Genomic DNA, 22,232 nt, shown 5'->3' with positions numbered 1-22,232 from the left:
GATCGACGTCTAGAGAGTGACGCATGATACGTGCGGCCCGATGACCGGAAAAGGTACAGGTCGGGCTTTTTTCTGCCTCTGAGGTGTACCCCATGGAAAAGATCGAAAAACCCCTGGAAGCCTGGCGCGACGAGCTTTCCGATGCCCAGTTCCATGTCTGCCGTCTGGGTGGAACCGAGCGCGCCTTCACCGGCGAATACCACGACAGCAAGGTGCCCGGCATCTACCACTGTGCCTGCTGTGGCGAGGCGCTGTTCGACTCCGATGCCAAGTACGATTCCGGCAGCGGCTGGCCGAGCTATTTCCAGCCGGTGAACGGCGAGGTGATCGCCGAGAAGGAGGACTTCAGTCACGGCATGCACCGCATCGAGGTCAAGTGCGCCAAGTGCGATGCCCATCTGGGGCACGTATTCCCCGACGGGCCGCGGCCGACCGGATTGCGCTACTGCATCAATTCGTTGTCGCTGAAACTGGTGCCGCGCTAGGGCTAGGCAGGGGCTCGCTGACATGCGGGCCTCTTTTTTCAACAATTGAATTGTGTGCAATCTAATTGCTCGCTATATTTTCTGCGCTTTCATCCATTCATAGCGGAGCCCCAGGCCATGAGCGACAAGCTTTTCGATATCCCGGTGACCACCATCAAGGGTGAGCAGAAGACCCTGGCCGATTTCGGCGGCAAGGCCGTGCTGGTGGTCAATACCGCTAGCAAGTGCGGCTTCACCCCGCAGTACAAGGGCCTGGAGAGCGTCTGGCAGCAATACAAGGACAAGGGCCTGGTGGTGCTGGGCTTCCCCTGCAACCAGTTCGGCAAGCAGGAGCCGGGCGATGAGGGCGCGATCAGCGAGTTCTGTGAGCTGAACTTCGGCGTCAGCTTCCCGCTGTTCAAGAAGATCGACGTCAACGGCAGCGACGCCCATCCGCTCTACGTGCAGCTGAAGAAGCGTGCCCCGGGCCTGCTCGGCAGCCAGGGCATCAAGTGGAACTTCACCAAGTTCCTGATCAGCGCCGACGGCAGCGAAGTCAAACGCTTTGCCCCGACCACCAAGCCGGAAGAGCTGACCGCCGAGATCGAAGCCCTGCTGAAATGAGTCCCGATGAAGTCGAGGCGCAGCTGCTGCTGGACAACCAGCTGTGCTTCAAGCTCTACGCCGCCTCGCGGGCGGTGACCCGGGCCTACAAGCCGATGCTCGATGCGCTGGGCCTGACCTACCCGCAGTACCTGGTCATGCTGGTGTTGTGGGAGTGGCAGGCTGCGGCGCCGCCGCAGCCGACGGTGAAGGCCCTGGGCGAGCGTCTGCTGCTCGATTCCGGCACTCTCACGCCGTTGCTCAAGCGCCTGGAGCAGTTGGGCCTGGTGCAGCGGCGGCGTTCGCCATTGGATGAGCGCGAGGTGCATCTGGGCCTCAGCGAGGCCGGGCGGCAGTTGCGCGAGCAGGTGTTGCCGCTGAAAAGCCGTCTGCTCTGCGATAGCGGCGTGACGGCCGAGGAGCTGGACGGCCTGCGCGGTAGCCTGGGGCTATTGCTGGCGCGGCTTATGGCGTTGCCGTAAGCGGCAGCCAGCTGTCCAGCAGGGCGGCCAGGTCTTCGCGACGGAAGGGTTTGGCCAGGTAGTCGTTCATCCCCGCGGCCTGGCAACGCTCGCGCTCGTCGGGCAGGGCGTTGGCGGTCAGGGCGATGACCGGCAGGTTCGGCCAGCGCCCGCTCTGGCGAATGCGCCGGGTGGCCTCGTAGCCATCCATCACCGGCATGTTGCAGTCCATCAGCACCAGATCCACCGGGTTGCGCTCCAGGTAGTTGAGGGCCTCGCCGCCGTGGGCGGTGACCACCACCTCGCAGCCCAGCTTGCCGAGCATGCCCTTGGCCACCAGCTGGTTCACCGGGTTGTCCTCCACCAACAAGATCTTCGCCTGGCGCTGCTGGCTGGGCGGCTGCTTGTCCGGGTGGCTGGTATTGACCTGATGGGGTTCCAGCAGGCGCTGCAGGGCCTGGTGCAGGGCGGCCCGGGCCAGCGGCCTGGCCAGTTGCTCGAAGGGCGCCAGGGCGCCGATCTGCGCACCGGAAAGAAAGCCGCCATAGGCCGAGACCAGCAGGATCGGCGTGCTCAGGCGCTGACGCAGGCTGGCCAGCTGCTCGGGCTGGTCGCAGATCAGCAGGTCGATCTGCTGCTCGTCGAGCAGGTTGCTGCCGTCCTGACGCTGATAGTTCAGCCCCCAGCCCGGCAGCCATTTGCCGAGCAGCTCGGCGAGGCCGCTGTCGCCGGCGCACAGGGCGCGCACCCGGCCACGCAGCACCGGCCAGGTACTGGCGGCGGTGTGGCTGGGTAGTGGCAGTTCGGCGCAGAACTGGCTGCCGAAGCCTTCCTGGGAGCTCAGGCTGAGCTGGCCCTGCATGAGTTCGCACAGGCGCCGGGTCAGGGTCAGGCCCAGACCGGTGCCGCCGTACTGGCGGGCAATGCCGGCGCCAGCCTGGGTGAAGGGCTGGAAGATACGGGACTGGGCTTCTTCGGGGATGCCGATGCCGGTATCGCTGACCAAGATGCGCACGCCCCGGGCAAACGGCGTGACGCGTACATCGACCCGGCCGAAGCGGGTGAACTTGAGGGCGTTGGACAGCAGGTTGCTGACGATCTGGCGAATGCGCGTGGGATCGCCCAGTACCTGAGCGGGGAGGGCCGGGTCGATCAGGCAGGTCAGCTCGACATTCGGCCCGGCGTTCTGCGACAGCAGGCTGGCTGTGTCTTCGACCAGGGCGCCGAGGTCGAGGGGGATCTGTTCCAGCTCCAGCTGCCCGGCCTCGAACTTGGACAGGTCGAGAATGTCGTTGAGCAGGTCGACCAGTACCTTGCCGGAGTCGTGGGCGATCGACAGCTGCTGGCGCTGCTCGCTGCTCAGCGGGCCGTCCATGGACAGGGCGAGCATGCCCAGCAGGCCGTTGAGCGGGGTGCGGATCTCGTGGCTCATGTTGGCCAGGAAGGCGGCGCGGGCCTGGGCCATTTCCAGGGCAGTGCTGCGTGCCTGCTCCAGTTCGCTGTTGGACAGGGTCAGGCGGGCGTTGGTCGCCTTCAGTTCCGAGGTGCGTGCCGAGACGATGTTTTCCAGCTCGCCGAGGTACTGGGTGAGGCGATCCTCGGCCTCGCGGCGCTGGCTGATCTCCTCGTGGATGCTGTTGAGCTGCTGGTTGGTCACCGCCACCAGGGTGCCGATCTCGTCCAGTTCGTGGCTGGGCGGGCAGGGGATGGGGGCGAAGTCGCGGCGCGGGTCGCGCTCGCTGAGGGCACGGATGATGCCCACCAGCGGTTTGGTCAGCATGGCGTAGAACAGCACCAGGAGGATCAGCGACAGCAGCAGGGTGCGGGCGAAGCCGGTGAGCAGGGTGAGCAGGGCGCGGCGCAGGAAGTCGCTGCCGAAGGCGAAGGTGTCGACGTCCAGGCGCAGCAGGCCGAGGGCCTCGTTGGGGGCGTGGCTGACGAACAGGTTATCCTCGAACTGGCGGCTTTCGCCGAACAGGAAGTCGCTAAACACGCGGTAACGGCTCTCGACGGCGGGGCGATCCACCGACGCCAGGGTCATGCCACTGTTGTCGATGATTTCCGCACGCATCACCGCCGGTGAGCGCAGCAGGCCGAGCACCAGCTCCTGGGCCAGCTCGGCGTCGATGTTGTAGGCGATGCGGGCCGCCGGGTTGTGGCTGATTTCCAGTAGTGAGTGGATTTCCCGGTCGATCGAGGCGTCTTCGCTGGCATAATCCAGGCCGACCTGGATCAGGCTCAGCAGTGTCCCCAGGATGAACGCCACCAGCACCGTCAGGCTGGCCTGTTTGTATGACAGGCGGTGGGTGAGCGAGATATCCATGGGCGGGCGATTGTTCCTTGATCCAGACGCCTGCCAAGCATAGCCCATAGCGTCTGGCCGCCGGCAGGGGCGGTTGTGAGGAGTGAGTCGTGGATTCCCATTTGAACAGTTTTCTGCAGCGTGCCGAGCAGGTGCTGACCCGCCTCGAGCCGCTGTTGCCGGCCGAGCGGGTGGCGCTGGACTGGCAGGCGGTGATTGCCGCGCGCTGGCAGCGCGAGGGGCGTAGCGGCTACCTGCAGCCGCTGCGGGTCAGCCTGGATCTGGATCTGGGCGACCTGGTCGGGGTGGACACCCAGCGTGACCAGCTGGCGCGCAACACTCGCCAGTTCGTCCAGGGCCTGCCGGCCAACCATGCCTTGCTGTGGGGCGCGCGCGGCACTGGCAAGTCATCGCTGGTGCGGGCGCTGCTGGCCGAGCATGCGGCGGCCGGTCTGCGCCTGATCGAGATCGAGCGCGACCACCTGGCCGACCTGCCGCGCCTGGTCGAGCTGCTGGCCGGCGTGCCGCAGCGCTTTGTGCTGTTCTGCGACGACCTCTCGTTCGAGGCGGGCGAGGGCGATTACCGGGTGCTCAAGAGCGTGCTGGACGGTTCCCTGGAGCGGGCGCCGGACAACGTATTGCTGTACGCCACCTCCAACCGCCGCCACCTGGTGCCGGAGAAGGAGAGCGACAACGACAACTGGCAGCGCGTCGAGGGCGAACTGCACCCCAGCGAGGCGGTGGAGGACAAGATCGCCCTGTCCGATCGCTTTGGTCTGTGGCTGTCGTTCTATCCCTTTACCCAGGATCACTTCCTGGCCGTGGTGCAGCACTGGATCGGCGCGCTGGCCGGGCAGGCCGGCCTGGTCTGGCAGTGGAGCCACGAGCTGGAGATCCTCGCCATCCGCTGGGCCCTCGGACGCGGTAACCGCAACGGCCGCTGCGCCTATCAGTTCGCCCGCAGCTGGGTTGGCCAGCAACTGCTGGAGGCCGGGCAATGATCGATCTGCAACAGGCCGGGCAGGACCTGGACGGTTATGCGCTGCTGGCTGCCCAGCTCGAGTCGCTGCTGGCCGACGAGCGCGACCTGATCGCCAACTGCGCGCAATTTGCCGCCTTCCTCTATGGCGAGCTGGAGGGGCTGAACTGGGCCGGCTTCTATTTCGCCCGTGGCGAGGAACTGGTGCTGGGGCCGTTCCAGGGCAAGGTGGCCTGCGTGCGCATCCCCTTCGCCCGCGGTGTATGCGGGGCAGCGGCGCGCAGCCGGGAAACCCAGCGGATCGAGGATGTACATGCCTTCCCCGGGCATATCGCCTGCGACAGCGCCTCCAACAGCGAGTTGGTGGTGCCGCTGGTCAAGGACGGCCGCCTGCTCGGCGTGCTCGACCTGGACAGCCCGCGCCTGGCCCGTTTCGGGGTGGAGGATCAGCGCGGCATTGAGCGCCTGGCCGAGATATTCCTGCGCCTGACCGACTGCTGAAATGAAAAAGCCCGGCAATGCCGGGCTTTTTTTGGGGCGCGCTGCGCCGTCAGTCGTAGATGTTCTTCTTCTTCCAATCGTCCTGCTCCAGGGATTGCAGGCCGTCGGTCAGTTCATTGTGCTCGTCGGCGGCGGGCTGGGTCTTTTCCAGCACCACGGCATTGGCGCGAGCCAGCAGCTGTTCGAGCTGCTGCAGCTGTGCCTTGTAGCGCTCGGCGTCGCCCTGTTTGCGCAGGTATTGCACGCCGCGTTCGTAGGCCAGGCGGGCCTGGCCGGGCTGGTTCTGCTGCATGGACTGCTGGCCGAGGCTGCTGAAGAACTCGAAATGCAGCTGCACCAGCATGTGGCGGATTTCGCCGATCCAGCGCTTGGCTTCGTTGGCCTGCAGCAGGCCGTCCTGGGTACTGCGGGTGATCTGGCCGTGGAGGTTCTCCAGCAGGAAGCGGATTTCCTTGGCCTTGGCTTCGGTAAGAATCTGCTGCGGCGGGTTGCGTACCGGAATCGACTCGCCCTTGGCGATCATCTCGCGCAGTTCGGTGATGCGGCTGCGCAGCGGCGCACTGTTCTTGTCGAGAGGCTGCAGGCGCTCGCTCAGTTGCAGTTCCAGACGGCTGAGCAGCAGCTTCAGGGCCGGGCTCATCAGTTGCCCGGGCATGCTCTCGGAGACGTCACGACTGCGCCGTACCCGGTCGTTGAGATCAGCCTTGAGCCGGGCTTTCTCCAGCTTGCTGTTCTCGACCATATGGTTGATGTAGCCGATGGCGATGAGTATCGCGATGCCGGCGACTATCAAGGCAGTGATAACGAGTGGGGACACCGTGGAACCTCCCGAGTGCTGCTTTTTCCCCGAGTGTAGTGCCTTAGTGCCACTGCTCATAGAGCTATATCAATTTCCAGGCCGAAGTCTTTGATTTAAAAAAAGTTTTGAATGAGGGTTGACGCTCCTGGAAAGGCTCCATAAAATGCGCGCCACTTCCAGCGTGTTAGCGGAAACGCCAAGCGCTGAAAGCCGGAAAGCTGTTGTAAGCTCCGGGCCACGTCCCCTTCGTCTAGTGGCCTAGGACACCGCCCTTTCACGGCGGTAACAGGGGTTCGAGTCCCCTAGGGGACGCCAGTTTGCGGGAATAGCTCAGTTGGTAGAGCACGACCTTGCCAAGGTCGGGGTCGCGAGTTCGAGTCTCGTTTCCCGCTCCAAATTCACGAGGCGCCGCTCGGTCGAGCGGCGTTTTCGTTAAAGTGCAAGATACTTCCAGTGTCAGGTGGCAACACCAGGCATGGGAAGCCGGAAAGCTGTTAAGCTCCGGGCCACGTCCCCTTCGTCTAGTGGCCTAGGACACCGCCCTTTCACGGCGGTAACAGGGGTTCGAGTCCCCTAGGGGACGCCATTTTTGGTACCAAGTTACATGCGGGAATAGCTCAGTTGGTAGAGCACGACCTTGCCAAGGTCGGGGTCGCGAGTTCGAGTCTCGTTTCCCGCTCCAAATTCACGAGGCGCCGCTCGGTCGAGCGGCGTTTTCGTTAAAGTGCAAGATACTTCCAGTGTCAGGTGGCAACACCAGGCATGGGAAGCCGGAAAGCTGTTAAGCTCCGGGCCACGTCCCCTTCGTCTAGTGGCCTAGGACACCGCCCTTTCACGGCGGTAACAGGGGTTCGAGTCCCCTAGGGGACGCCATTTTTGGTACCAAGTGACATGCGGGAATAGCTCAGTTGGTAGAGCACGACCTTGCCAAGGTCGGGGTCGCGAGTTCGAGTCTCGTTTCCCGCTCCAAATTCACGAGGCGCCGCTCGGTCGAGCGGCGTTTTCGTTAAAGTGCAAGATACTTCCAGTGTCAGGTGGCAACACCAGGCATGGGAAGCCGGAAAGCTGTTAAGCTCCGGGCCACGTCCCCTTCGTCTAGTGGCCTAGGACACCGCCCTTTCACGGCGGTAACAGGGGTTCGAGTCCCCTAGGGGACGCCATTTTTGGTACCAAGTTACATGCGGGAATAGCTCAGTTGGTAGAGCACGACCTTGCCAAGGTCGGGGTCGCGAGTTCGAGTCTCGTTTCCCGCTCCAAATAAACAGAAACGCCGCTCAATCGAGCGGCGTTTTTGTTTGCGCGTAAACAGCGCCATGAAAAAAGGCCCGCCGGTCATGCCGTGCGGGCTTTTTTCTTGCGCCGGGATCAGTGCTTGCTGCTTTCCGGCGGCAGGGCCAGCAGTTGCTTCTCGCTGTTCCAGTCAAACGGCTCGCCGTTGGCCTCGGCTTCGTAGCGGCGCTCGTCGAGGGCCTGGAACAGGGCGATTTCCTCGTCGGGCATGAAGTGCAGGCAGTCGCCGCCGAAGAACCACAGTAGGTCGCGCGGCACCAGGTGGGCGATCTGCGGGTAGCGGTGGAAGATCTGGCTGAGCAGATCCTGGCCCAGATACTGGCTGCCTTCCGGGTCGTTCGGCAGGTCGACCAGCAGTTCGTCGAAGCGCTCGAGGAACAGGGCATGGGTGTCGTCGGCAACCTGGTCGGCTTCGCCGAGCGCCACCAAGATGCCGCGCAGGTGGGTGAGCAGGGCGAGGTGATGGTCGAGATAGGCGTTGGCCATGGCGGTGATCCTGAAAGCAAAAACGAGCGCGCGATTATAGGGCTGCGCGCGCCCGCTGTCCCGCCCGCCGGCTCAGCGCACCTTGCCGCGGCCGAGCTTGAGTTCCTCCTGGCTGAAATCGTCGACATCGATCACCCGTCGCCGTGCCGCTTCGGCCTGGCGCAGGCTGCTGGCTTCGTCGGCAGCGAGCAGGGCACTGCGCTCGGCGGCATCGATCAGGTCTTCGCCGGCCAGGGGCTGCAGGCGATCTTCATGCAGGGCCTGGCGCAGTTTCCGGTGCAGCGGCTGTACGGTGTCCAGTTGCTCCGCGGCATGCTGCAGGGCGCCGACCGGATCCTGGTCGCCATGCGGGCGATAGCAGCCATCGAGGATGGCTTCCAGAGCTGCATCGCCGCGCGGCCGGCCGAGGATGGCGGCGACCTCGGCATCCAGCCGGTCGCCCGGGCCGCGGTGGCGGCGACCGAGGGGGAAGGTCAGCATGCGCAGCAGGCAGGCGAAGGCGCGGCTGGGGAAGTTGTCGAGCAGCGCCTCCAGCGCCTGTTCGCCGCGCTGCAGACTGTCTTCCAGCGCCCAGCGCAGCAACGCCTGCTGCTGCGCCGGGCAGCCCTGGTCGTGGTAGCGCTTGAGCGCGGCCGAAGCCAGGTACAGGTGGCTGAGTACGTCGCCGAGGCGGGCGGACAGGCGTTCGCGGCGCTTCAGCTCGCCGCCGAGCAACAGCATGCTGCTGTCGGCGAGCAGGGCGAAGGCGGCGGCGAGGCGGTCGAGGGCGCGGAAGTATGGGCGGCTGAGGTTGTCTCCCGGCGCGTCGCCGAAGCGCCCCAGGCTCAGGCCCAGCAGCAGGCTGCTGGCGGCGTTGCCGACGGCGAAGCCGAGGTGCTGCAGCAGTAGCTCGTCGAACTCGTGCAGGGCCTGCTGGTGGTCGGTACGCCCGGCCAGGGCCATCTCCTTGAGCACATAGGGATGGCAGCGGATCGCCCCCTGGCCGAAGATCATCAGGTTGCGCGAGAGGATGTTGGCGCCTTCCACCGTGATGAAGATCGGCGCGGCCTGCCAGGAGCGGCCCAGGTAGTTGTTGGGGCCCATGATGATGCCCTTGCCACCGTGGATATCCATGGCGTGGGCGATGCAGCTGCGGCCGCGCTCGGTCAGGTGGTACTTGAGCACCGCGGACAGCACCGAGGGTTTCTCGCCGAGATCCACCGCGCTGGCGGTGAGCCGGCGCGCGCTGTCCATCAGCCAGGCATTGCCACCGATCTGCGCCAGCGCTTCCTGGATACCTTCGAAAGCTGCCAGCGGCACGTTGAACTGCTCGCGGATGCGGCTGTACTGGCCGCTGACCAGGCTGGTGAACTTGGCCGCGCCGGTGCCCACCGCCGGCAGCGAGATGGAGCGGCCGACCGACAGGCAGTTCATCAGCATCATCCAGCCCTTACCGAGGTACTCCGGGCCGCCGATCAGGTAGTCCAGCGGGATGAACACATCCTTGCCGGCGTTCGGCCCGTTCATGAAGGCGGCGCCCAGTGGCAGGTGGCGGCGACCGATTTCCACCCCGGGAGTGTCGGTGGGAATCAGCGCCAGGCTGATGCCGAGGTCTTCCCGGTCGCCGAGCAGGTGATCCGGGTCGTGGGCCTTGAAGGCCAGGCCGAGCAGGGTGGCTACCGGGCCAAGGGTGATATAGCGCTTCTCCCAGTTCAGGCGCAGGCCGAGGACTTCCTCGCCCTGCCACTGGCCCTTGCAGATGATCCCCACGTCCGGCATGGCGCCGGCATCGGAGCCGGCCAGCGGGCCGGTGAGGGCGAAGCAGGGGATGTCCTCGCCGCGGGCCAGGCGTGGCAGGTAGTGGTTGCGCTGCTCCTCGGTGCCGTAGTGCAGCAGCAGTTCGGCCGGGCCGAGGGAGTTGGGCACCATCACGGTGGAAGCCAGGTCACCGCTGCGGGTCGCCAGCTTCATCGCCACCTGCGAGTGGGCGTAGGCGGAGAAACCTTTGCCACCATATTCCCGGGGAATGATCAGGGCGAAAAAACCGTGCTGCTTGATGTGTTCCCAGGCCTTTTCCGGCAGATCCAGGCGCTGGCCGATATCCCAGTCGCTGACCATGGCGCAGAGCTCTTCCACCGGGCCGTCGATGAAGGCCTGTTCTTCCTCGTTGAGCCGTGCTTGCGGGTAGGCCAGCAGCTTGTGCCAGTCCGGCCGGCCGCTGAACAGCTCGCCGTCCCACCACACGGTGCCGGCCTCGATGGCTTCGCGCTCGGTCGCCGACATGGGGGGCAATACCCGCTGGAACCAGGCGAACAGCGGCGCGCTGAACAGCTTGCGGCGCAGCTCGGGCAGGGCCAGCGCCAGGCTCGGCAGCAGCCATGCGGCGCCGAGCAGAAGCAGCAGCCAGGCGGGCGCGCTGGCGAACATGGCCATGGCGACCAGGTAGGCGGCGAGCAGGGCGAGGGTGGTGACGGCCGCGGTACGCCGATGGATCAGGTAGGTGGTGCCGAGCACCAGTAGCACAAGCCAGATGGCGAGCATGCTGAATCCTCCATGATGGCGGGCGAGCCCCGCACGAGCTTGGCCCCTGTTTTGTGCCGGGTTGGCGACAAGGGCGGTGAGCTTGGCCGGATCGCCGCTTTTTGCGGCAGGACGCCTGGATAGACTGGAGCAAATCCTCTGGAGAGTGCTTATGCAGTCCTGCCTGCAACCCGGCCGTTACCTGGATAGTGACCACCCGCTGGTGGTCGAGTTCGCCGAACGTTGGCGCGGGGCCAGCCGCGACCCGCGCGAGCAGGCAGTCAACCTGTACCTGGCGGTGCGCGACCAGATTCGCTACAACCCCTACACCTTCAGCCGCGACCCGCAGACGCTCAAGGCCAGCCACGCGCTGCAGGTCGGCGAGTCCTACTGCGTGCCCAAGGCCCTGTTGCTGGCGGCCTGCGCCCGGCACTGCGGGATTCCCGCGCGGATCGGCCTGGCCGACGTGCGCAACCACCTGTCCACCCCGCGCCTGCTGGAAATCCTGCGCAGCGAGGTGTTCGCCATGCACGGCTACACCGCGCTGCTGCTCGACGGCCGCTGGGTCAAGGCCACGCCGGCGTTCAACCTGGCCCTGTGCCGACTGTTCAAGGTGGCGCCGCTGGAGTTCGACGGACGCAGTGACAGTCTGTTCCACCCGTACAACGATGCGGGCGAGCGCTACATGGAATACCTGCACGACCATGGCCAGTTCGACGACCTGCCGCTGGAGCTGTTCTTCGGCCATCTGCAGCAGCATTACCCGCACCTGTTCAGCGAAGGCGCGGCGTTTCTCAGCGGCGACCTGCAGGCCGAGGTGGCCGCCATGAAGGCTGTCGATAGGTAACATCAACATTGCCGTCTTTTCTCTGGCGCCCAGGCTGCTAGGGTGCATGCCTGCAGCCCCATGTCCGGGGCACTGGCAACAAGGAAAGCTTCGATGCTGAAAATCTGGGGGCGCAAGAACTCGACCAACGTGCGCAAGGCGTTGTGGTGTGCGGAGGAGGCCGGGGTGGCCTACCAGGCCATCGATGCCGGCGGTGCCTTCGGCCTGGTCAACGAGCCGGCGTACCGGGCGCTCAATCCCAACGGCCTGGTGCCGTTGCTGGAAGACGACGGCCTGGTGCTCTGGGAGTCCAACGCCATCGTCCGTTACCTGGCCGCCCGCTATGCCGGTGGCAACCTGTACGCCGCCGACCCGGCGCAGCGTGCCGGCGCGGACAAGTGGATGGACTGGGCCAGCACCAGCCTGGCGCCGGCCTTCCGCGAGCTGTTCTGGGGCACCCTGCGCACCCCGCCCGAGCAGCGCGACCTGGCCGCTATCGAAGCCGCGCGGCTGCGCTGCGGCGAGCTGCTGGGGCTGGTCGACCAGGCCTTGGCGCAGCAGCCCTGGCTGTCCGGCGCCCAGTTCGGCATGGGCGACATCCCCCTCGGCTGCTTCGTCTATGCCTGGTTCGAGATGCCCATCGAGCGCCCGGAACTGCCGTACCTGGCCGACTGGTATGCACGCTTGCGCATCCGCCCGGCCTTCCAGCGCGCGGTAATGACTCCGCTAACCTGAAGGCAATGGTTGCAATCTGCCGCGCCAGTCCCTATTAACCCGTCACTTTTCCTGCAAGCGAATCCCACATGAGTTCTGCACTGTCCATCCGTCAGTTGAGCAAGACCTACGGCAACGGTTTCCAGGCCCTGCGTGGCATCGATCTGGACGTGGCCGAAGGCGACTTCTTCGCCCTGCTGGGCCCCAATGGCGCCGGCAAGTCCACCACCATCGGCATCCTCTCCACCCTGGTGAACAAGACCAGCGGCACGGTCAACGTGTTCGGCCATGATCTCGACCGTGAGCCCAGCGCCCTCAAGCGCTGCCTCGGCGTGGTGCCGCAGGAGTTCAACTTCAGTCAGTTCGAGAAGGTCTTCGACATAGTCGTGACCCAGGCCGGCTACTACGGCATCCCGGCCAAGGTGGCCAAGGAGCGCGCCGAGCAGTACCTGACCCAGCTTGGCCTGTGGGACAAGCACAACGAGGCCGCTCGCATGCTCTCCGGCGGCATGAAGCGCCGCCTGATGATCGCCCGCGCGCTGGTGCACGAGCCGCGCCTGCTGATTCTCGACGAGCCCACCGCTGGCGTGGACATCGAGCTGCGTCGCTCAATGTGGAGCTTCCTCACCGAGCTCAACCAGAAGGGCATCACCATCATCCTCACCACTCACTACCTGGAAGAGGCCGAACAGCTGTGCCGCCATATCGGCATCATCGACCACGGCCAGATCGTCGAGAACACCAGCATGAAGGCGCTGCTCAAGACCCTGCACGTGGAGACCTTCCTGCTCGACCTCAAGGAGTCGCAGCTGGTACCGCCGCAACTGGTCGGCTACCCGGCAGTGCTGGTCGACCACCACACCCTGGAAGTGCAGGTCGAGAAAAACCTGGGCATCACCGAGCTGTTCCGCCAGCTGGCGGCGCAGAAGATCGAAGTGCTGAGCCTGCGCAACAAGAGCAATCGCCTGGAGGAACTGTTCGTGTCCCTGGTGGAGAAAAACCTGGCGAAGGTGGCGAAATGAGTCCCGAACTGCGTTCCAACCTGATCGCCCTGCAGACCATTGTCACTCGCGAGGTGCGCCGTTTCACCCGCATCTGGGCGCAGACCCTGCTGCCGCCGGCCATCACCATGGCCCTGTACTTCGTGATCTTCGGCCGCCTGATCGGCAGCCAAGTCGGTGGTGTTGGCCAGTACAGCTACATGGAGTTCATCGTACCGGGGCTGATCATGATGTCGGTGATCACCAACTCGTACAGCAACGTGGTGTCGAGCTTCTTCAGCAGCAAGTTCCAGCGCAACGTCGAGGAACTGCTGGTGTCGCCGGTATCGCCGCACACCATCCTCATCGGCTACACCATCGGCGGCATGCTGCGCGGCCTGGCGGTGGCGCTGATCGTCACCCTGCTGTCGCTGTTCTTCACCCAGCTGCAGGTGCACCACCTGGGCGTGACGGTTGTCGTGATCATCCTCACGGCCACCACCTTCGCCCTCGGCGGTTTCATCAACGCGGTGTACGCGCGCAACTTCGACGATATCTCGATCATCCCGACCTTCGTGCTGACCCCGCTGACCTACCTGGGCGGGGTGTTCTACTCCATCAGCCTGCTGCCGGTGTTCTGGCAGAAGGTCTCGCTGGTCAACCCGATCCTGCACATGGTCAACGCCTTCCGCTACGGCATCCTCGGCGTCTCCGACATCAATATCGGCGTCGCCATCGGCATGATGCTGCTGGCCTGCACGGTGCTCTACACCGTGTGCATCCGCCTGCTGAAAAGCGGCCGCGGCATGCGCCAGTAGGCGCATATGGCGTAACACCTTCGGCGGCTGGCAAGGCGCGACGCAGGCGGTAGACTCGGCAGTCTGGCAGAGAAGAGGTCGACCATGATTGCCCGCACCGCCACGTTGCTGTTGACTGCTCTGCTGGCCCAGGCCGCCCTGGCCGAGCAGGCGCCCCTGGTGGAAGTTACCCGTCCCGAGCGCGCTCTGGTGCGCGACGAGCTGGTAACTTTCGGTTCGCTGCGCTCCGACGAGTCGGTGATGATTCGCCCGGAGGTCGAGGGGCGCATCGCCAGCCTGCATTTCCGCGAGGGCCAGGCGGTCAGCGGCGGCGAGCTGCTGGTCAGCCTGGATGATTCGATTGCCCGTGCCGAGCTGGCCCAGGCCCAGGCCAACCTCGATCTGGCGGAAAAGAGCTACCAGCGTGCGCAGCTGCTGTTCAAGCGCGGCGCCAGCAATGCCCAGGCCCAGGACGAGGCACAGTCGCAGCAGCAGGCGGCCCGCGCCAGCCTGGCGCTGGCCCAGGCCCGCCTGGACAAGACGCAGATCCGCGCGCCCTATGCCGGAGTGCTTGGCCTGCGTCAGGTCAGTGTCGGCGATTACCTCAGTGCCGGTACCGACGTGGTCAACCTGGAAGTGCTCGACCCGCTCAAGGTGGATTTCCGCGTGCCGCAGAAGGCGGTCAGCCAGGTCGGCGTCGGCCAGGCCATCGAGCTGAGTCTCGACGCCTACCCGGGCGAGCGCTTCAAGGGCGCGATCATCGCCCTCAACCCGCGCCTGGATGAAGTCGGCCGCAGCCAGGCGATCCGTGCGCAGATCGGCAACGCCGACCATCGCCTCAAGCCCGGCCAGTTCGTCAAGGTCTCGGTGATCCTCGCCGAGCGCCCGCAGGCCCTGCTGATTCCCGAGGAAGCGGTGATGCCCATGGGCCAGTTGCTGTTCGTCAATCTGGTGGTGGACGGCAAGGCCGAGCGCCGGCAGATCCGCATCGGCCAGCGCCAGCGCGGCAAGGCCGAGGTGGTCGAGGGGCTGGACGGCAGCGAGACGCTGATCAGTGCCGGCTGGCAGAAGGTCGTGCCGGGCCGTGAAGTACGGGTGGTCGAGCGGGGGGAGGGCGCGTGACCCTGTCCGATATCTGCATCCGCCGGCCGGTGTTCGCCACCGTGCTGTCGCTGATCATCGTCCTGCTCGGCCTGCTGGCCTACCAGCGCCTGGCGGTGCGCGAGTACCCGAACATCGACGTGCCGATCGTCACGGTCAACGTCATCTACCCCGGCGCCAGCCCGGAGATCATGGAGTCGCAGGTCGCCCAGCCGATCGAGGACGTGCTCTCCGGTATCGAGGGGCTGGACTTCGTCAGCTCCATCAGTCGCTCGGAAAATACCCAGATCACCGCGCAGTTCCGCCTCGGCAGCAACTCCGACGAGGCGGCCAACGATGTGCGCGATCGCCTCGGCCGGGTACGCAGCCTGCTGCCGGAAGAAATCGACGAGCCCATGGTGCAGAAGGTCGAGGCCGATGCGCAGCCGGTGATCTGGCTGGCCTTCCACAGCCAGCGCTACTCGGCGATGGAGATCACCGACCTGCTGGAACGGGTGGTGCAGGATCGCCTGCAGACCATTGCCGGCGTCTCGGAAGTGCAGATTCGCGGCGCGCGCAGCTACGCCATGCGCATCTGGCTCGACCCGGAGAAGCTGGCCGCCCATGACCTCACCGTGCAGGACGTGGAAGACGCCCTGCGCCGGCAGAACGTGGAAATTCCCGCCGGGCGCATCGAGTCGGTGCAGCGCGAGTTTTCCGTACTGTCGGAAACCGACCTGAAGACCCCGGAAGAATTCGACAACCTGATCCTCGACGACTCGCGCGGCTACCTGCTGCGCCTGGCCGATGTCGGCCATGCCGAGATCGGTGCCGCCGACGAGCGTTCGCTGGTGCGCTTCAATGGCCGCTCGGCAGTGGCACTGGGCCTGATCAAGCAGGCCACGGCCAACCCGCTGGAAATCTCCGATGGCCTGCAGCAGGCCCTGCCGGCTATCCGCGAGCTGTTGCCCGAGGGCATGGAGCTGTCGATCGCCAACGACAACTCGCAGTTCATCCGCGAGTCGATCAGGAACGTGTACGCCACCATCTGGGAGGCGGTGGCGCTGGTGGTGCTGATCATCTTCCTGTTCCTCCGTTCGCTGCGCGCCACCCTGATTCCGCTGGTGACCATCCCGGTGTCGCTGATCGGCGCCTTCGCCCTGATGGCGCTGATGGGCTTTACGGTCAACACCCTGACCCTGCTGGCCATGGTGCTGGCCATCGGCCTGGTGGTGGATGATGCCATCGTGGTGCTGGAGAACATCCACCGGCATATCGAGGCCGGGCTGTCGCCACTGCAGGCGGCGTTCAAGGGCAGCCGCGAGATCGCCTTCGCGGTGGTGGCCATGACCCTGACCCTGGCCGCGGTGTACGCGCCCATTGGTTTCATGCAGGGCACCTCGGGCAAGCTGTTCACCGAGTTCGCCTGGACGCTGGCCGGCGCCGTGCTGGTGTCCGGCTTCGTCGCCCTGACCCTGTCGCCGATGATGTGCGGGCGCCTGCTCAAGGCCCACGTGCCGGCGCAGCGCCACAATCGCCTGTACAACCTGATCGAGGGCTTTCTCAACCACCTGAGCTACAGCTACCGGCACAGCCTGGAGCGCGTGCTGCGCGCCTGGTGGCTGGTGCTGCTGGGGCTGGCGGCGATCCTCGTGCTGTGCGCCTGGCTGTTCGCCGGCTTGCGCAGTGAACTGGCGCCGACCGAGGACACCGGCACCATCATCGGCTCGATCAACGGCCCGGACGGCGCCACCCTGGGCTATACCAGCCGCTACGCCAAGCAGGTGGAAGAAGCTTACAAGAGCATCCCGGAGACCAACCGCTACATGGTCATCGCCGGCTTTCCTACGGTGGCCCAGGGCCTGTCGTTCATGAAGCTGGAGGACTGGAGCAAGCGTTCGCGCAGCCAGTTCGAGATCCGCGACGAGCTGCTGCCCAAGCTGCAGGACATCCCCGGCGTACGCGCCTTCCCGATCAACCGCCCGCCGCTGGGGCAGAGTGCGCGCAACCAGCCGGTCAACTTCGTCATCCGCTCCTCGCTGGAGTACGCCGAGCTGCAGCAGTACGTCGATCAGTTGCTGGCCGCGGTGCGCGACTATCCGGGGCTGGAGAGCCTGGACACCGACCTCAAGCTGAACACGCCGCAGCTCAAGGTCACGGTCAACCGCGAGCAGGCAGTGGCGGTGGGCACCGACGTGGCGACTATCGGCCGCAGCATGGAAAGCCTGTTCGGCAGCCGCCAGGTGACCCGCTTCAAGCAGAACGGCGAGCAGTACGACGTGCTGGTGCAGCTGGCCAACGTCGACCGCAGCAACCCGGACGACCTCAACCGCGTTTACGTGCGCGGGCGTAACGACAACATGGTGCAGCTCTCCAACCTGATCGAGGTGCGCGAGACGGTGGCGCCGCGTGAACTCAACCACTTCAACCAGCTGCGTGCGGTGACCATCAGCGCCAACGTCGGCTCCGGCTACACCCTGGGCGAGGCACTGGAGCACTTGGAAGAGAAGGCGCGGACGATCTTCCCGCCGGATACCCAGTTCGACTACACCGGTACTTCGCGCGACTTCAAGGACTCCAGCGCCGGCGTGGCGCTGATCTTCGCCCTGGCCCTGGTGTTCATCTTCCTGGTGCTGGCGGCGCAGTTCGAGAGCTTCCTCGACCCGCTGATCATCCTGCTCAGCGTGCCGCTGTCGATGGCCGGCGCGCTGCTGGCGCTCAAGCTGTTCGGCGGCACGCTGAACATCTACTCGCAGGTCGGCCTGGTGACCCTGATCGGCCTGATCAGCAAGCACGGCATCCTCATCGTCGACTTCGCCAACCACCTGCTGCGCCAGGGCCACGAGCTGCACGAGGCAGTGCGGCATGCCGCGGAGCAGCGCCTGCGGCCGATCCTGATGACCACCGGGGCCATGGTGCTCGGCTCGCTGCCGCTGGCCATCGCCAGCGGCGCCGGCGCCGAGAGCCGCCAGCAGATCGGCATGGTCATAGTCGGCGGCCTGCTGGTGGGCACCTTCTTCACCCTGTTCGTGGTGCCGACCCTATACACCCTGCTGCGCCGCTGGCGGCCGCTGTTGGTGGAGCAGGGCGAGATGGGGCTGGCCTAGGTCGTTTGCTGGTGGCAGCGAGCGGCGGCTAACGGCCAGAAGGAGACATTCAAATACGCCTACCTCCTGGAACACCCTAGAGGGCTTTGTAGCATCACTTGGGCGGGTGCTCGTGATCGCAAGCGGTCAACTGGTCGACCAGCGCTTTCAGTTCGCCGAGGTGGTTCTCATAGAGGCCGCGCGGCGATGATTTGTGCTGGTTGCACAGGAACGCAGCTGCACCGGTAGCAATGCCGTGCTGCGAGCCGTTGCCCATGGTTTTGGTTGATGAGCCTGCGACGTGGGTAACGCTGATGTGCTTACCAGCCATCAGCAGGTTGTCGATGTTGGCGGAGTACAGGCAGCGGTATGGGATCCCATAGGCCTGTTTGTCGCGCATGTCCCAGATCCAATCTTTGAGGCGGAAGTCGTACTTACCTTCGCCTGGCTCCCACGCACAGTGGATGCAAAAGGCCCCATCGTTGGGCACCAATGCATCGGGGAAGCTGGTGTGGTTGCGGATGTCATTTTCCGACAGCACATAGTCGCCGCGATAGCGCCGGAACTCGCCCTGCGCTGCGACGAAGGCCATCCATTCGAACTCAAGGTTGGCATAGTTTTCCGGTTCGAGGTTTTTGACGTTCGAAAACGTCCCGTAGAGTGCTCGCATCAGGTAGTCGCGGATCAACTCACCGTTGGTGTATGGGTCGAGCCATTGACCGTATTCCCAGAAATGGGTAGCCGGAAAAATGTCGGCTTTGCTGCCGAATCTGAACTCAGGCGTGCTCGGGTTGGCCCCTGCCTGTGGCCCTGGTGCATTTTCGACGCCGGCCTCCAGTAATTGACCACTCAGATTGGCGTAGTCCTTGGACACTTCGATTGCCCAGGGCACGTCGGGAAATGAAACCGGGTGTTCGGCCATGCGGGTGCGGAAGAACAGCGTGTTGCCATGGTGCATGTCATCGCCCACTTCCGGCGCGTAAGGCTCGTTGAAGTCAGCGCGAGCCTCCCGCCCGAACAGTGTTTCGGCACCTGCAAGCACGCCAAGAATGGCCGTGCCACTGGCGTCGATGAACACTGAGCCGGTAATACGGCGCTCGTGGCCACCACGTGCCTGAATCGCCTGAACCGCAGTGATTTTAGAATCCTGCTTTTCGACACTGATGATGCGGTGTCCGAGAAAAACCTTGGCGGTAGGCTCAGCCTCCAGCAGTGATAGTGCAGCCAGATCACCGTTCGCTGAACGCTGGGCCAGCTCATTGAGCAGAGCGCCCTGTGAGCCCCTCGGCATCAGGCCGATTTCATTGCTGGCATTGCCACCAAGCACCGGACGGTCATGGATCAAAGCAACGCTCTGCCCCAAGCGAGCAGCGGTCAACGCAGCGGCACATCCAGAGATACCGCCGCCGACCACAACCACATCGTAATGGCCGGCATCGAGCGGCTGATCTGGCAGGCCACGAAGCGCTTTACGCCAGGCTTGGCTGGAGGCACTCACCTCATTGGGTGGGGCTACGTCATCGGTAGACAGATAGATCGCATCGCAGCGGCCATCAAAGCCGGTGAGGTCGTGGAGCAACACGGTGGTGGCGCCCATCTCCAGCGAAACCGTGCCCGCTGGCTGCCACGACCAATCCTGGCCATTCGCACCAAACACCGTGTCGAGCACCACTCCATTAATCGATACGGTGAAGCGCCCAGGATGATGCGATGGCACCCAGTCCTTCGCTCGCACCCAGACGTGGTACACACCGTCGCGCTTAAGATTGATCGTTGTAGAGGCATCGCCAACAGGGCGCCCCAGGCCGTGGGCAAGCAGATAGGGCGACCCCATGACGGTCTCGAACTGGGAGTCGAGAACCCAGCCCCCATAGCTATCAAAATCCTCGGCCTCGATCAGGATGCTTGCTGGATATTCACTCATCTTGGCTGGGTTGCTCACTTCTCTGACTCCATTACTTGCTCGGGCTCATCGCCACAACTTGGTTCGACTTAGCGCACGCCCGCCAGGCGCAATGCTGCTGGGGTGTAATCGCTTTCCGAGGCGGTGTAACTGAAGTCGTAGGCCTGCTTCTCTTCGTTCTTCATCCCCATCGCCAGATACCGGCCAGCTTGCAGGTCAGCAATGGTTTCCAAGGTGTACCAAGGGACTTGCGTGTTGTAGTAGAACTGGGAGTGGGCCTCCGCTACGCGCCAGAGGTTGCCGCGTCCGTCGTAATGATCGATCTCAGCGGCTTGCCAGGTGTCTTCGTCGATGTAGAAGTCGCGCTTGGAGTAGATGTGCCGCTCGCCTGGCTTCAGTGTCGCGACCACATGCCAGACTCGGTGTAGTTCGTAGCGAGTCAGGTCTTGATTGATGTGGCCTGCCTTGAGGATGTCGCTGTATTTCAGCTTGGGCGAGTCAAGCTTGTAGCTGTTGTATGGAATGTAGATTTCCTTCTTGCCTTGCAGGCTCCACTCGTAGCGATCAGGCGCCCCGTTGTACATGTCGAAGTTGTCGGACGTTTGCAGGCCATCGGAGGCTGTGCCTGGGCCGTCATAAGACACCTGCGGCGCGCGGCGTACTCGACGCTGGCCGGCGTTGTAGAGCCATGCCAGGCGAGGTTCTTTAACCTGGTCGAGGGTTTCATGCACCAACATCACGTTGCCCGATAGCCGCGAAGGCGCAGTGACTCGTTGCTTGAAGTAGAAGAGGACATTGCTGGGTTTGCTGGCGTCGTAATTACGCAGATTCCCACGGAAGCTGAACTCTTCCTGGAAGTAGACCAAGGTGTAGGCCCCATTCGACTGCGGCGTTGCTTGGGTCACCAGCCGCCGTACGCTGCCTCCCCGGTATCGGGTGATGTGATTCCAGATCGCTTCCAAACCATTTTGGGGGATTGGGAAGGGGTAGGCCTCCTTGAAATTTTCCAGGCCGCTTCCACCCTTTACCAATTTTGTCGCCATGGCGTTCGCCTTAGCGGCAGCCGCAATACCGACAGGGACGGTGACCGAGCGGTGGGTAGGAAATACCGGGATTCTGTAGGTTTCCGGATAGCGCTTAAACATCGCGTATTGCCCCGGAGTCAGCTTGTCTTTGTGCTGATCCACGTTTTGCGCCGTGATGGTGAACAACGCTTTTTCACTCGCAAACGGATCGGCGAGGAAGCCTTTGCCATCTACGGTTCCGGCGTCTTTTGGCAGGCCGCCAGTCCACGCGGGAATCGACCCATCGGCATTGCCGGCCATCTCGGCGCCCAGCGGAGTCAGGGTGCTGCCTAGCTTCGCTGATTCGTCGGGAGGCACAGCTGCCAGAGCATTCATGGCGATAAACGACAGCGCCAAGGCGCCTATTTGCACAGTGGTTTTGTTCATGCTCTTTCTCAGAATTGTTGTTTTTGTTTTCGAATCGGCAGCGGTTTGCACTGGCGTTGAGTACGACTGAGCCGTTGCCGATCAACCCTAAGTGGCTCCTTCAGGGCGTACTGATCCACAGCCCCTGCAATGCAGGAGCTGTCCAGTCTCACCTGGTAAGGAAATGCTCTATTTGGCTGGAGCGGGCTTGGCGGCCTCGACCATTGCTACGACTTCACTGTCCTTGAACTCAACCGCTTCAAGGATCTTGCGGAACAGGCGTGGCAGGTGCGCGACGAAGGAGTTTTCCTTGGGCACGAACATCATGTCGGAGCGGTTCTCGATACCCTTCACGATGCTCTTCACCACATCGTCCAGGGCCACCATTTTGAAGAGTCCTGAATTGTTTCCTTTCCAGATCTTGCTGCCCGCAGCGCTCTTGAAGGTCTGATCCATTAGCGGTGTATGGAAGAACGTGGGATGCACGCTACCAACACCGACACCCGTGTGGCGAAGCTCCAGGCGTATGCTGTTGCACATGGCCCATACGCCGGCCTTGCTCGCAGTGTAGGAAGCCTGCAACGGCGAATGGCTGAACGCGGCCAATGACGAGATCGCCATCAGGTAGCCCTTACGCTTCTGTACATGGCCTACGGCAGCACGGAAGGTGCGCCATACCCCGAGAAGGTTTACGTCGATCACCCGTTCGAAGACCTTGGGATCACCCGTAACCAGCGGCTCGAATGCAGTAATGCCGGCATTCGCAATCACCACATCGATGCCACCGAAGTGCGCTGCTGCTTCTTCCATTGCAGTGTCGATGCTTTCCATCGAGCAGACATTCACCTGCCAGGCGCGGGTGTTGGCGCCGAGGGCTGTTGCTTGAGCCTCAACCGCCGCACCATCCATGTCGAATAATGCGAGCTTGGCACCTTTGTCGAGCAGTGCCTGGCAAACGGCTGAGCCCAGCCCACCTGTCGAACCGGTGATCGCAATAACGCGCCCATCAAGATTGTAAAAAGCCATTATTGG

The 22,232-nt window shown here is 63.9% G+C and carries 17 protein-coding genes, 8 tRNA genes and 1 pseudogene; 19 read left to right on the top strand and 7 right to left on the bottom strand.

Features of this window, described 5'->3' with window-relative positions; translation table 11 throughout:
* Window positions 1-92 precede the first annotated feature (92 nt).
* From msrB to A9179_RS13670, 3 genes are all read left to right on the top strand, one after another.
* Window positions 93-485, top strand: a complete 393-nt coding sequence (gene msrB, locus A9179_RS13680; RefSeq protein WP_187806708.1) for a peptide-methionine (R)-S-oxide reductase MsrB — start codon at window positions 93-95, stop codon at window positions 483-485.
* A 117-nt stretch (window positions 486-602) separates the two neighbouring features.
* The gene (locus tag A9179_RS13675; protein ID WP_187806706.1) at window positions 603-1,088 is read left to right on the top strand and encodes a glutathione peroxidase; all 486 of its coding nucleotides are present in this window, start codon (window positions 603-605) and stop codon (window positions 1,086-1,088) included.
* Complete coding sequence (locus tag A9179_RS13670) at window positions 1,085-1,549, top strand: MarR family winged helix-turn-helix transcriptional regulator (protein ID WP_187806704.1); 465 nt, start codon at window positions 1,085-1,087, stop codon at window positions 1,547-1,549. The genes A9179_RS13675 and A9179_RS13670 overlap by 4 nt, the downstream gene beginning before the upstream one ends.
* On the opposite strand, the gene A9179_RS13665 is transcribed toward A9179_RS13670, so the two are convergent.
* A complete protein-coding gene (locus A9179_RS13665) occupies window positions 1,533-3,851 on the bottom strand; it encodes a response regulator (protein WP_187806702.1) in 2,319 nt (772 codons plus the stop codon). The genes A9179_RS13670 and A9179_RS13665 overlap by 17 nt on opposite strands.
* An 89-nt stretch (window positions 3,852-3,940) precedes the next feature.
* Between A9179_RS13665 and A9179_RS13660 the strand changes: the two genes are divergently transcribed.
* Together A9179_RS13660 and A9179_RS13655 are read left to right on the top strand one after the other, a co-directional pair.
* Window positions 3,941-4,831, top strand: coding sequence for an ATP-binding protein (locus A9179_RS13660; RefSeq protein WP_187806700.1), 891 nt, complete (start codon window positions 3,941-3,943; stop codon window positions 4,829-4,831).
* Entirely contained in the window at window positions 4,828-5,310 is a 483-nt protein-coding gene (locus A9179_RS13655) for a GAF domain-containing protein (protein WP_187806698.1), read from the top strand. The genes A9179_RS13660 and A9179_RS13655 overlap by 4 nt, the downstream gene beginning before the upstream one ends.
* 49 nt (window positions 5,311-5,359) lie before the next feature.
* Here A9179_RS13655 and A9179_RS13650 read toward each other — a convergent pair whose 3' ends face one another.
* Window positions 5,360-6,127, bottom strand: coding sequence for a hypothetical protein (locus A9179_RS13650; protein ID WP_187806697.1), 768 nt, complete (start codon window positions 6,125-6,127; stop codon window positions 5,360-5,362).
* 221 nt (window positions 6,128-6,348) lie between these two features.
* Here A9179_RS13650 and A9179_RS13645 point away from each other — a divergent pair.
* The 8 genes from A9179_RS13645 to A9179_RS13610 all read left to right on the top strand — a co-directional run bounded on the left by A9179_RS13645 (window position 6,349) and on the right by A9179_RS13610 (window position 7,365).
* Window positions 6,349-6,424, top strand: a tRNA-Glu gene (locus A9179_RS13645).
* Between the two features lie 4 nt (window positions 6,425-6,428).
* Window positions 6,429-6,504: transfer RNA gene (locus A9179_RS13640), tRNA-Gly, on the top strand.
* 115 nt (window positions 6,505-6,619) lie between these two features.
* A tRNA-Glu gene (locus A9179_RS13635) sits at window positions 6,620-6,695 on the top strand.
* Window positions 6,696-6,715: 20 nt separating this feature from the next.
* A tRNA-Gly gene (locus A9179_RS13630) sits at window positions 6,716-6,791 on the top strand.
* Between the two features lie 115 nt (window positions 6,792-6,906).
* Window positions 6,907-6,982: transfer RNA gene (locus A9179_RS13625), tRNA-Glu, on the top strand.
* A 20-nt stretch (window positions 6,983-7,002) separates the two neighbouring features.
* Window positions 7,003-7,078 (top strand) — tRNA-Gly (locus tag A9179_RS13620).
* A 115-nt stretch (window positions 7,079-7,193) separates the two neighbouring features.
* Window positions 7,194-7,269, top strand: a tRNA-Glu gene (locus A9179_RS13615).
* A 20-nt stretch (window positions 7,270-7,289) separates the two neighbouring features.
* Window positions 7,290-7,365 (top strand) — tRNA-Gly (locus tag A9179_RS13610).
* Between the two features lie 109 nt (window positions 7,366-7,474).
* On the opposite strand, the gene A9179_RS13605 is transcribed toward A9179_RS13610, so the two are convergent.
* Window positions 7,475-7,885, bottom strand: a complete 411-nt coding sequence (locus A9179_RS13605) for a PA2817 family protein (RefSeq protein WP_187806695.1) — start codon at window positions 7,883-7,885, stop codon at window positions 7,475-7,477.
* Window positions 7,886-7,957: 72 nt separating this feature from the next.
* Window positions 7,958-10,405, bottom strand: coding sequence for an acyl-CoA dehydrogenase (locus A9179_RS13600; RefSeq protein ID WP_187806694.1), 2,448 nt, complete (start codon window positions 10,403-10,405; stop codon window positions 7,958-7,960).
* 151 nt (window positions 10,406-10,556) lie between these two features.
* On the opposite strand from A9179_RS13600, the pseudogene A9179_RS13595 reads away from it, so the two are divergent.
* The 6 genes and pseudogenes from A9179_RS13595 (at window position 10,557) to A9179_RS13570 (ending at window position 17,888) form a co-directional block, all read left to right on the top strand.
* Window positions 10,557-11,227, top strand: a pseudogene (locus tag A9179_RS13595) (transglutaminase-like domain-containing protein).
* A gap of 97 nt (window positions 11,228-11,324) precedes the next feature.
* On the top strand, window positions 11,325-11,945 hold the full coding sequence (locus tag A9179_RS13590) for a glutathione S-transferase family protein (RefSeq protein ID WP_187806690.1): 621 nt from the start codon (window positions 11,325-11,327) through the stop codon (window positions 11,943-11,945).
* A gap of 68 nt (window positions 11,946-12,013) precedes the next feature.
* Window positions 12,014-12,946: an ABC transporter ATP-binding protein gene (locus A9179_RS13585; RefSeq protein ID WP_187806688.1), complete on the top strand. Its 933-nt coding sequence runs from the start codon at window positions 12,014-12,016 to the stop codon at window positions 12,944-12,946.
* Window positions 12,943-13,722, top strand: a complete 780-nt coding sequence (locus A9179_RS13580) for an ABC transporter permease (protein WP_187806686.1) — start codon at window positions 12,943-12,945, stop codon at window positions 13,720-13,722. The genes A9179_RS13585 and A9179_RS13580 overlap by 4 nt, the downstream gene beginning before the upstream one ends.
* 84 nt (window positions 13,723-13,806) lie before the next feature.
* Window positions 13,807-14,823, top strand: coding sequence for an efflux RND transporter periplasmic adaptor subunit (locus A9179_RS13575; protein WP_187806684.1), 1,017 nt, complete (start codon window positions 13,807-13,809; stop codon window positions 14,821-14,823).
* Window positions 14,820-17,888 carry an efflux RND transporter permease subunit gene (locus tag A9179_RS13570; RefSeq protein ID WP_187806682.1) on the top strand — a complete coding sequence of 1,023 codons (3,069 nt, stop codon included), beginning with the start codon at window positions 14,820-14,822 and terminating at the stop codon, window positions 17,886-17,888. Before A9179_RS13575 ends, A9179_RS13570 begins: the two co-directional genes overlap by 4 nt.
* Window positions 17,889-17,982: 94 nt before the next feature.
* Here A9179_RS13570 and A9179_RS13565 read toward each other — a convergent pair whose 3' ends face one another.
* The 3 genes from A9179_RS13565 to A9179_RS13555 all read right to left on the bottom strand — a co-directional run bounded on the left by A9179_RS13565 (window position 17,983) and on the right by A9179_RS13555 (window position 22,226).
* Window positions 17,983-19,809: an FAD-dependent oxidoreductase gene (locus A9179_RS13565; protein ID WP_223123214.1), complete on the bottom strand. Its 1,827-nt coding sequence runs from the start codon at window positions 19,807-19,809 to the stop codon at window positions 17,983-17,985.
* 50 nt (window positions 19,810-19,859) lie between these two features.
* Entirely contained in the window at window positions 19,860-21,221 is a 1,362-nt protein-coding gene (locus A9179_RS13560) for a DUF1329 domain-containing protein (protein ID WP_187806680.1), read from the bottom strand.
* Window positions 21,222-21,389: 168 nt separating this feature from the next.
* Window positions 21,390-22,226, bottom strand: a complete 837-nt coding sequence (locus tag A9179_RS13555) for an SDR family NAD(P)-dependent oxidoreductase (protein WP_187806678.1) — start codon at window positions 22,224-22,226, stop codon at window positions 21,390-21,392.
* Between the last annotated feature and the right edge of the window lie 6 nt (window positions 22,227-22,232).

The sequence above is a fragment of the Pseudomonas alcaligenes genome (assembly GCF_014490745.1).
Classification (GTDB): Bacteria; Pseudomonadota; Gammaproteobacteria; order Pseudomonadales; family Pseudomonadaceae; genus Aquipseudomonas; species Aquipseudomonas alcaligenes_C.
Note: the sequence above shows the minus strand (reverse complement) of the source record. Positions and strands in the feature narration are given on the sequence as shown.

Excerpts from the sequence above, each read along its gene's own strand:
- A9179_RS13590 (WP_187806690.1), top strand. The coding sequence starts at position 11,325 with ATGCTGAAAATCTGGGGGCGCAAGAACTCGACCAACGTGCGCAAGGCG.
- A9179_RS13605 (WP_187806695.1), bottom strand. The coding sequence starts at position 7,885 with ATGGCCAACGCCTATCTCGACCATCACCTCGCCCTGCTCACCCACCTG.
- A9179_RS13665 (WP_187806702.1), bottom strand. The coding sequence starts at position 3,851 with ATGGATATCTCGCTCACCCACCGCCTGTCATACAAACAGGCCAGCCTG.
- A9179_RS13670 (WP_187806704.1), top strand. The coding sequence starts at position 1,085 with ATGAGTCCCGATGAAGTCGAGGCGCAGCTGCTGCTGGACAACCAGCTG.
- A9179_RS13655 (WP_187806698.1), top strand. The coding sequence starts at position 4,828 with ATGATCGATCTGCAACAGGCCGGGCAGGACCTGGACGGTTATGCGCTG.
- A9179_RS13600 (WP_187806694.1), bottom strand. The coding sequence starts at position 10,405 with ATGCTCGCCATCTGGCTTGTGCTACTGGTGCTCGGCACCACCTACCTG.
- A9179_RS13560 (WP_187806680.1), bottom strand. The coding sequence starts at position 21,221 with ATGAACAAAACCACTGTGCAAATAGGCGCCTTGGCGCTGTCGTTTATC.
- A9179_RS13675 (WP_187806706.1), top strand. The coding sequence starts at position 603 with ATGAGCGACAAGCTTTTCGATATCCCGGTGACCACCATCAAGGGTGAG.
- msrB (WP_187806708.1), top strand. The coding sequence starts at position 93 with ATGGAAAAGATCGAAAAACCCCTGGAAGCCTGGCGCGACGAGCTTTCC.
- A9179_RS13580 (WP_187806686.1), top strand. The coding sequence starts at position 12,943 with ATGAGTCCCGAACTGCGTTCCAACCTGATCGCCCTGCAGACCATTGTC.
- A9179_RS13585 (WP_187806688.1), top strand. The coding sequence starts at position 12,014 with ATGAGTTCTGCACTGTCCATCCGTCAGTTGAGCAAGACCTACGGCAAC.
- A9179_RS13575 (WP_187806684.1), top strand. The coding sequence starts at position 13,807 with ATGATTGCCCGCACCGCCACGTTGCTGTTGACTGCTCTGCTGGCCCAG.
- A9179_RS13555 (WP_187806678.1), bottom strand. The coding sequence starts at position 22,226 with ATGGCTTTTTACAATCTTGATGGGCGCGTTATTGCGATCACCGGTTCG.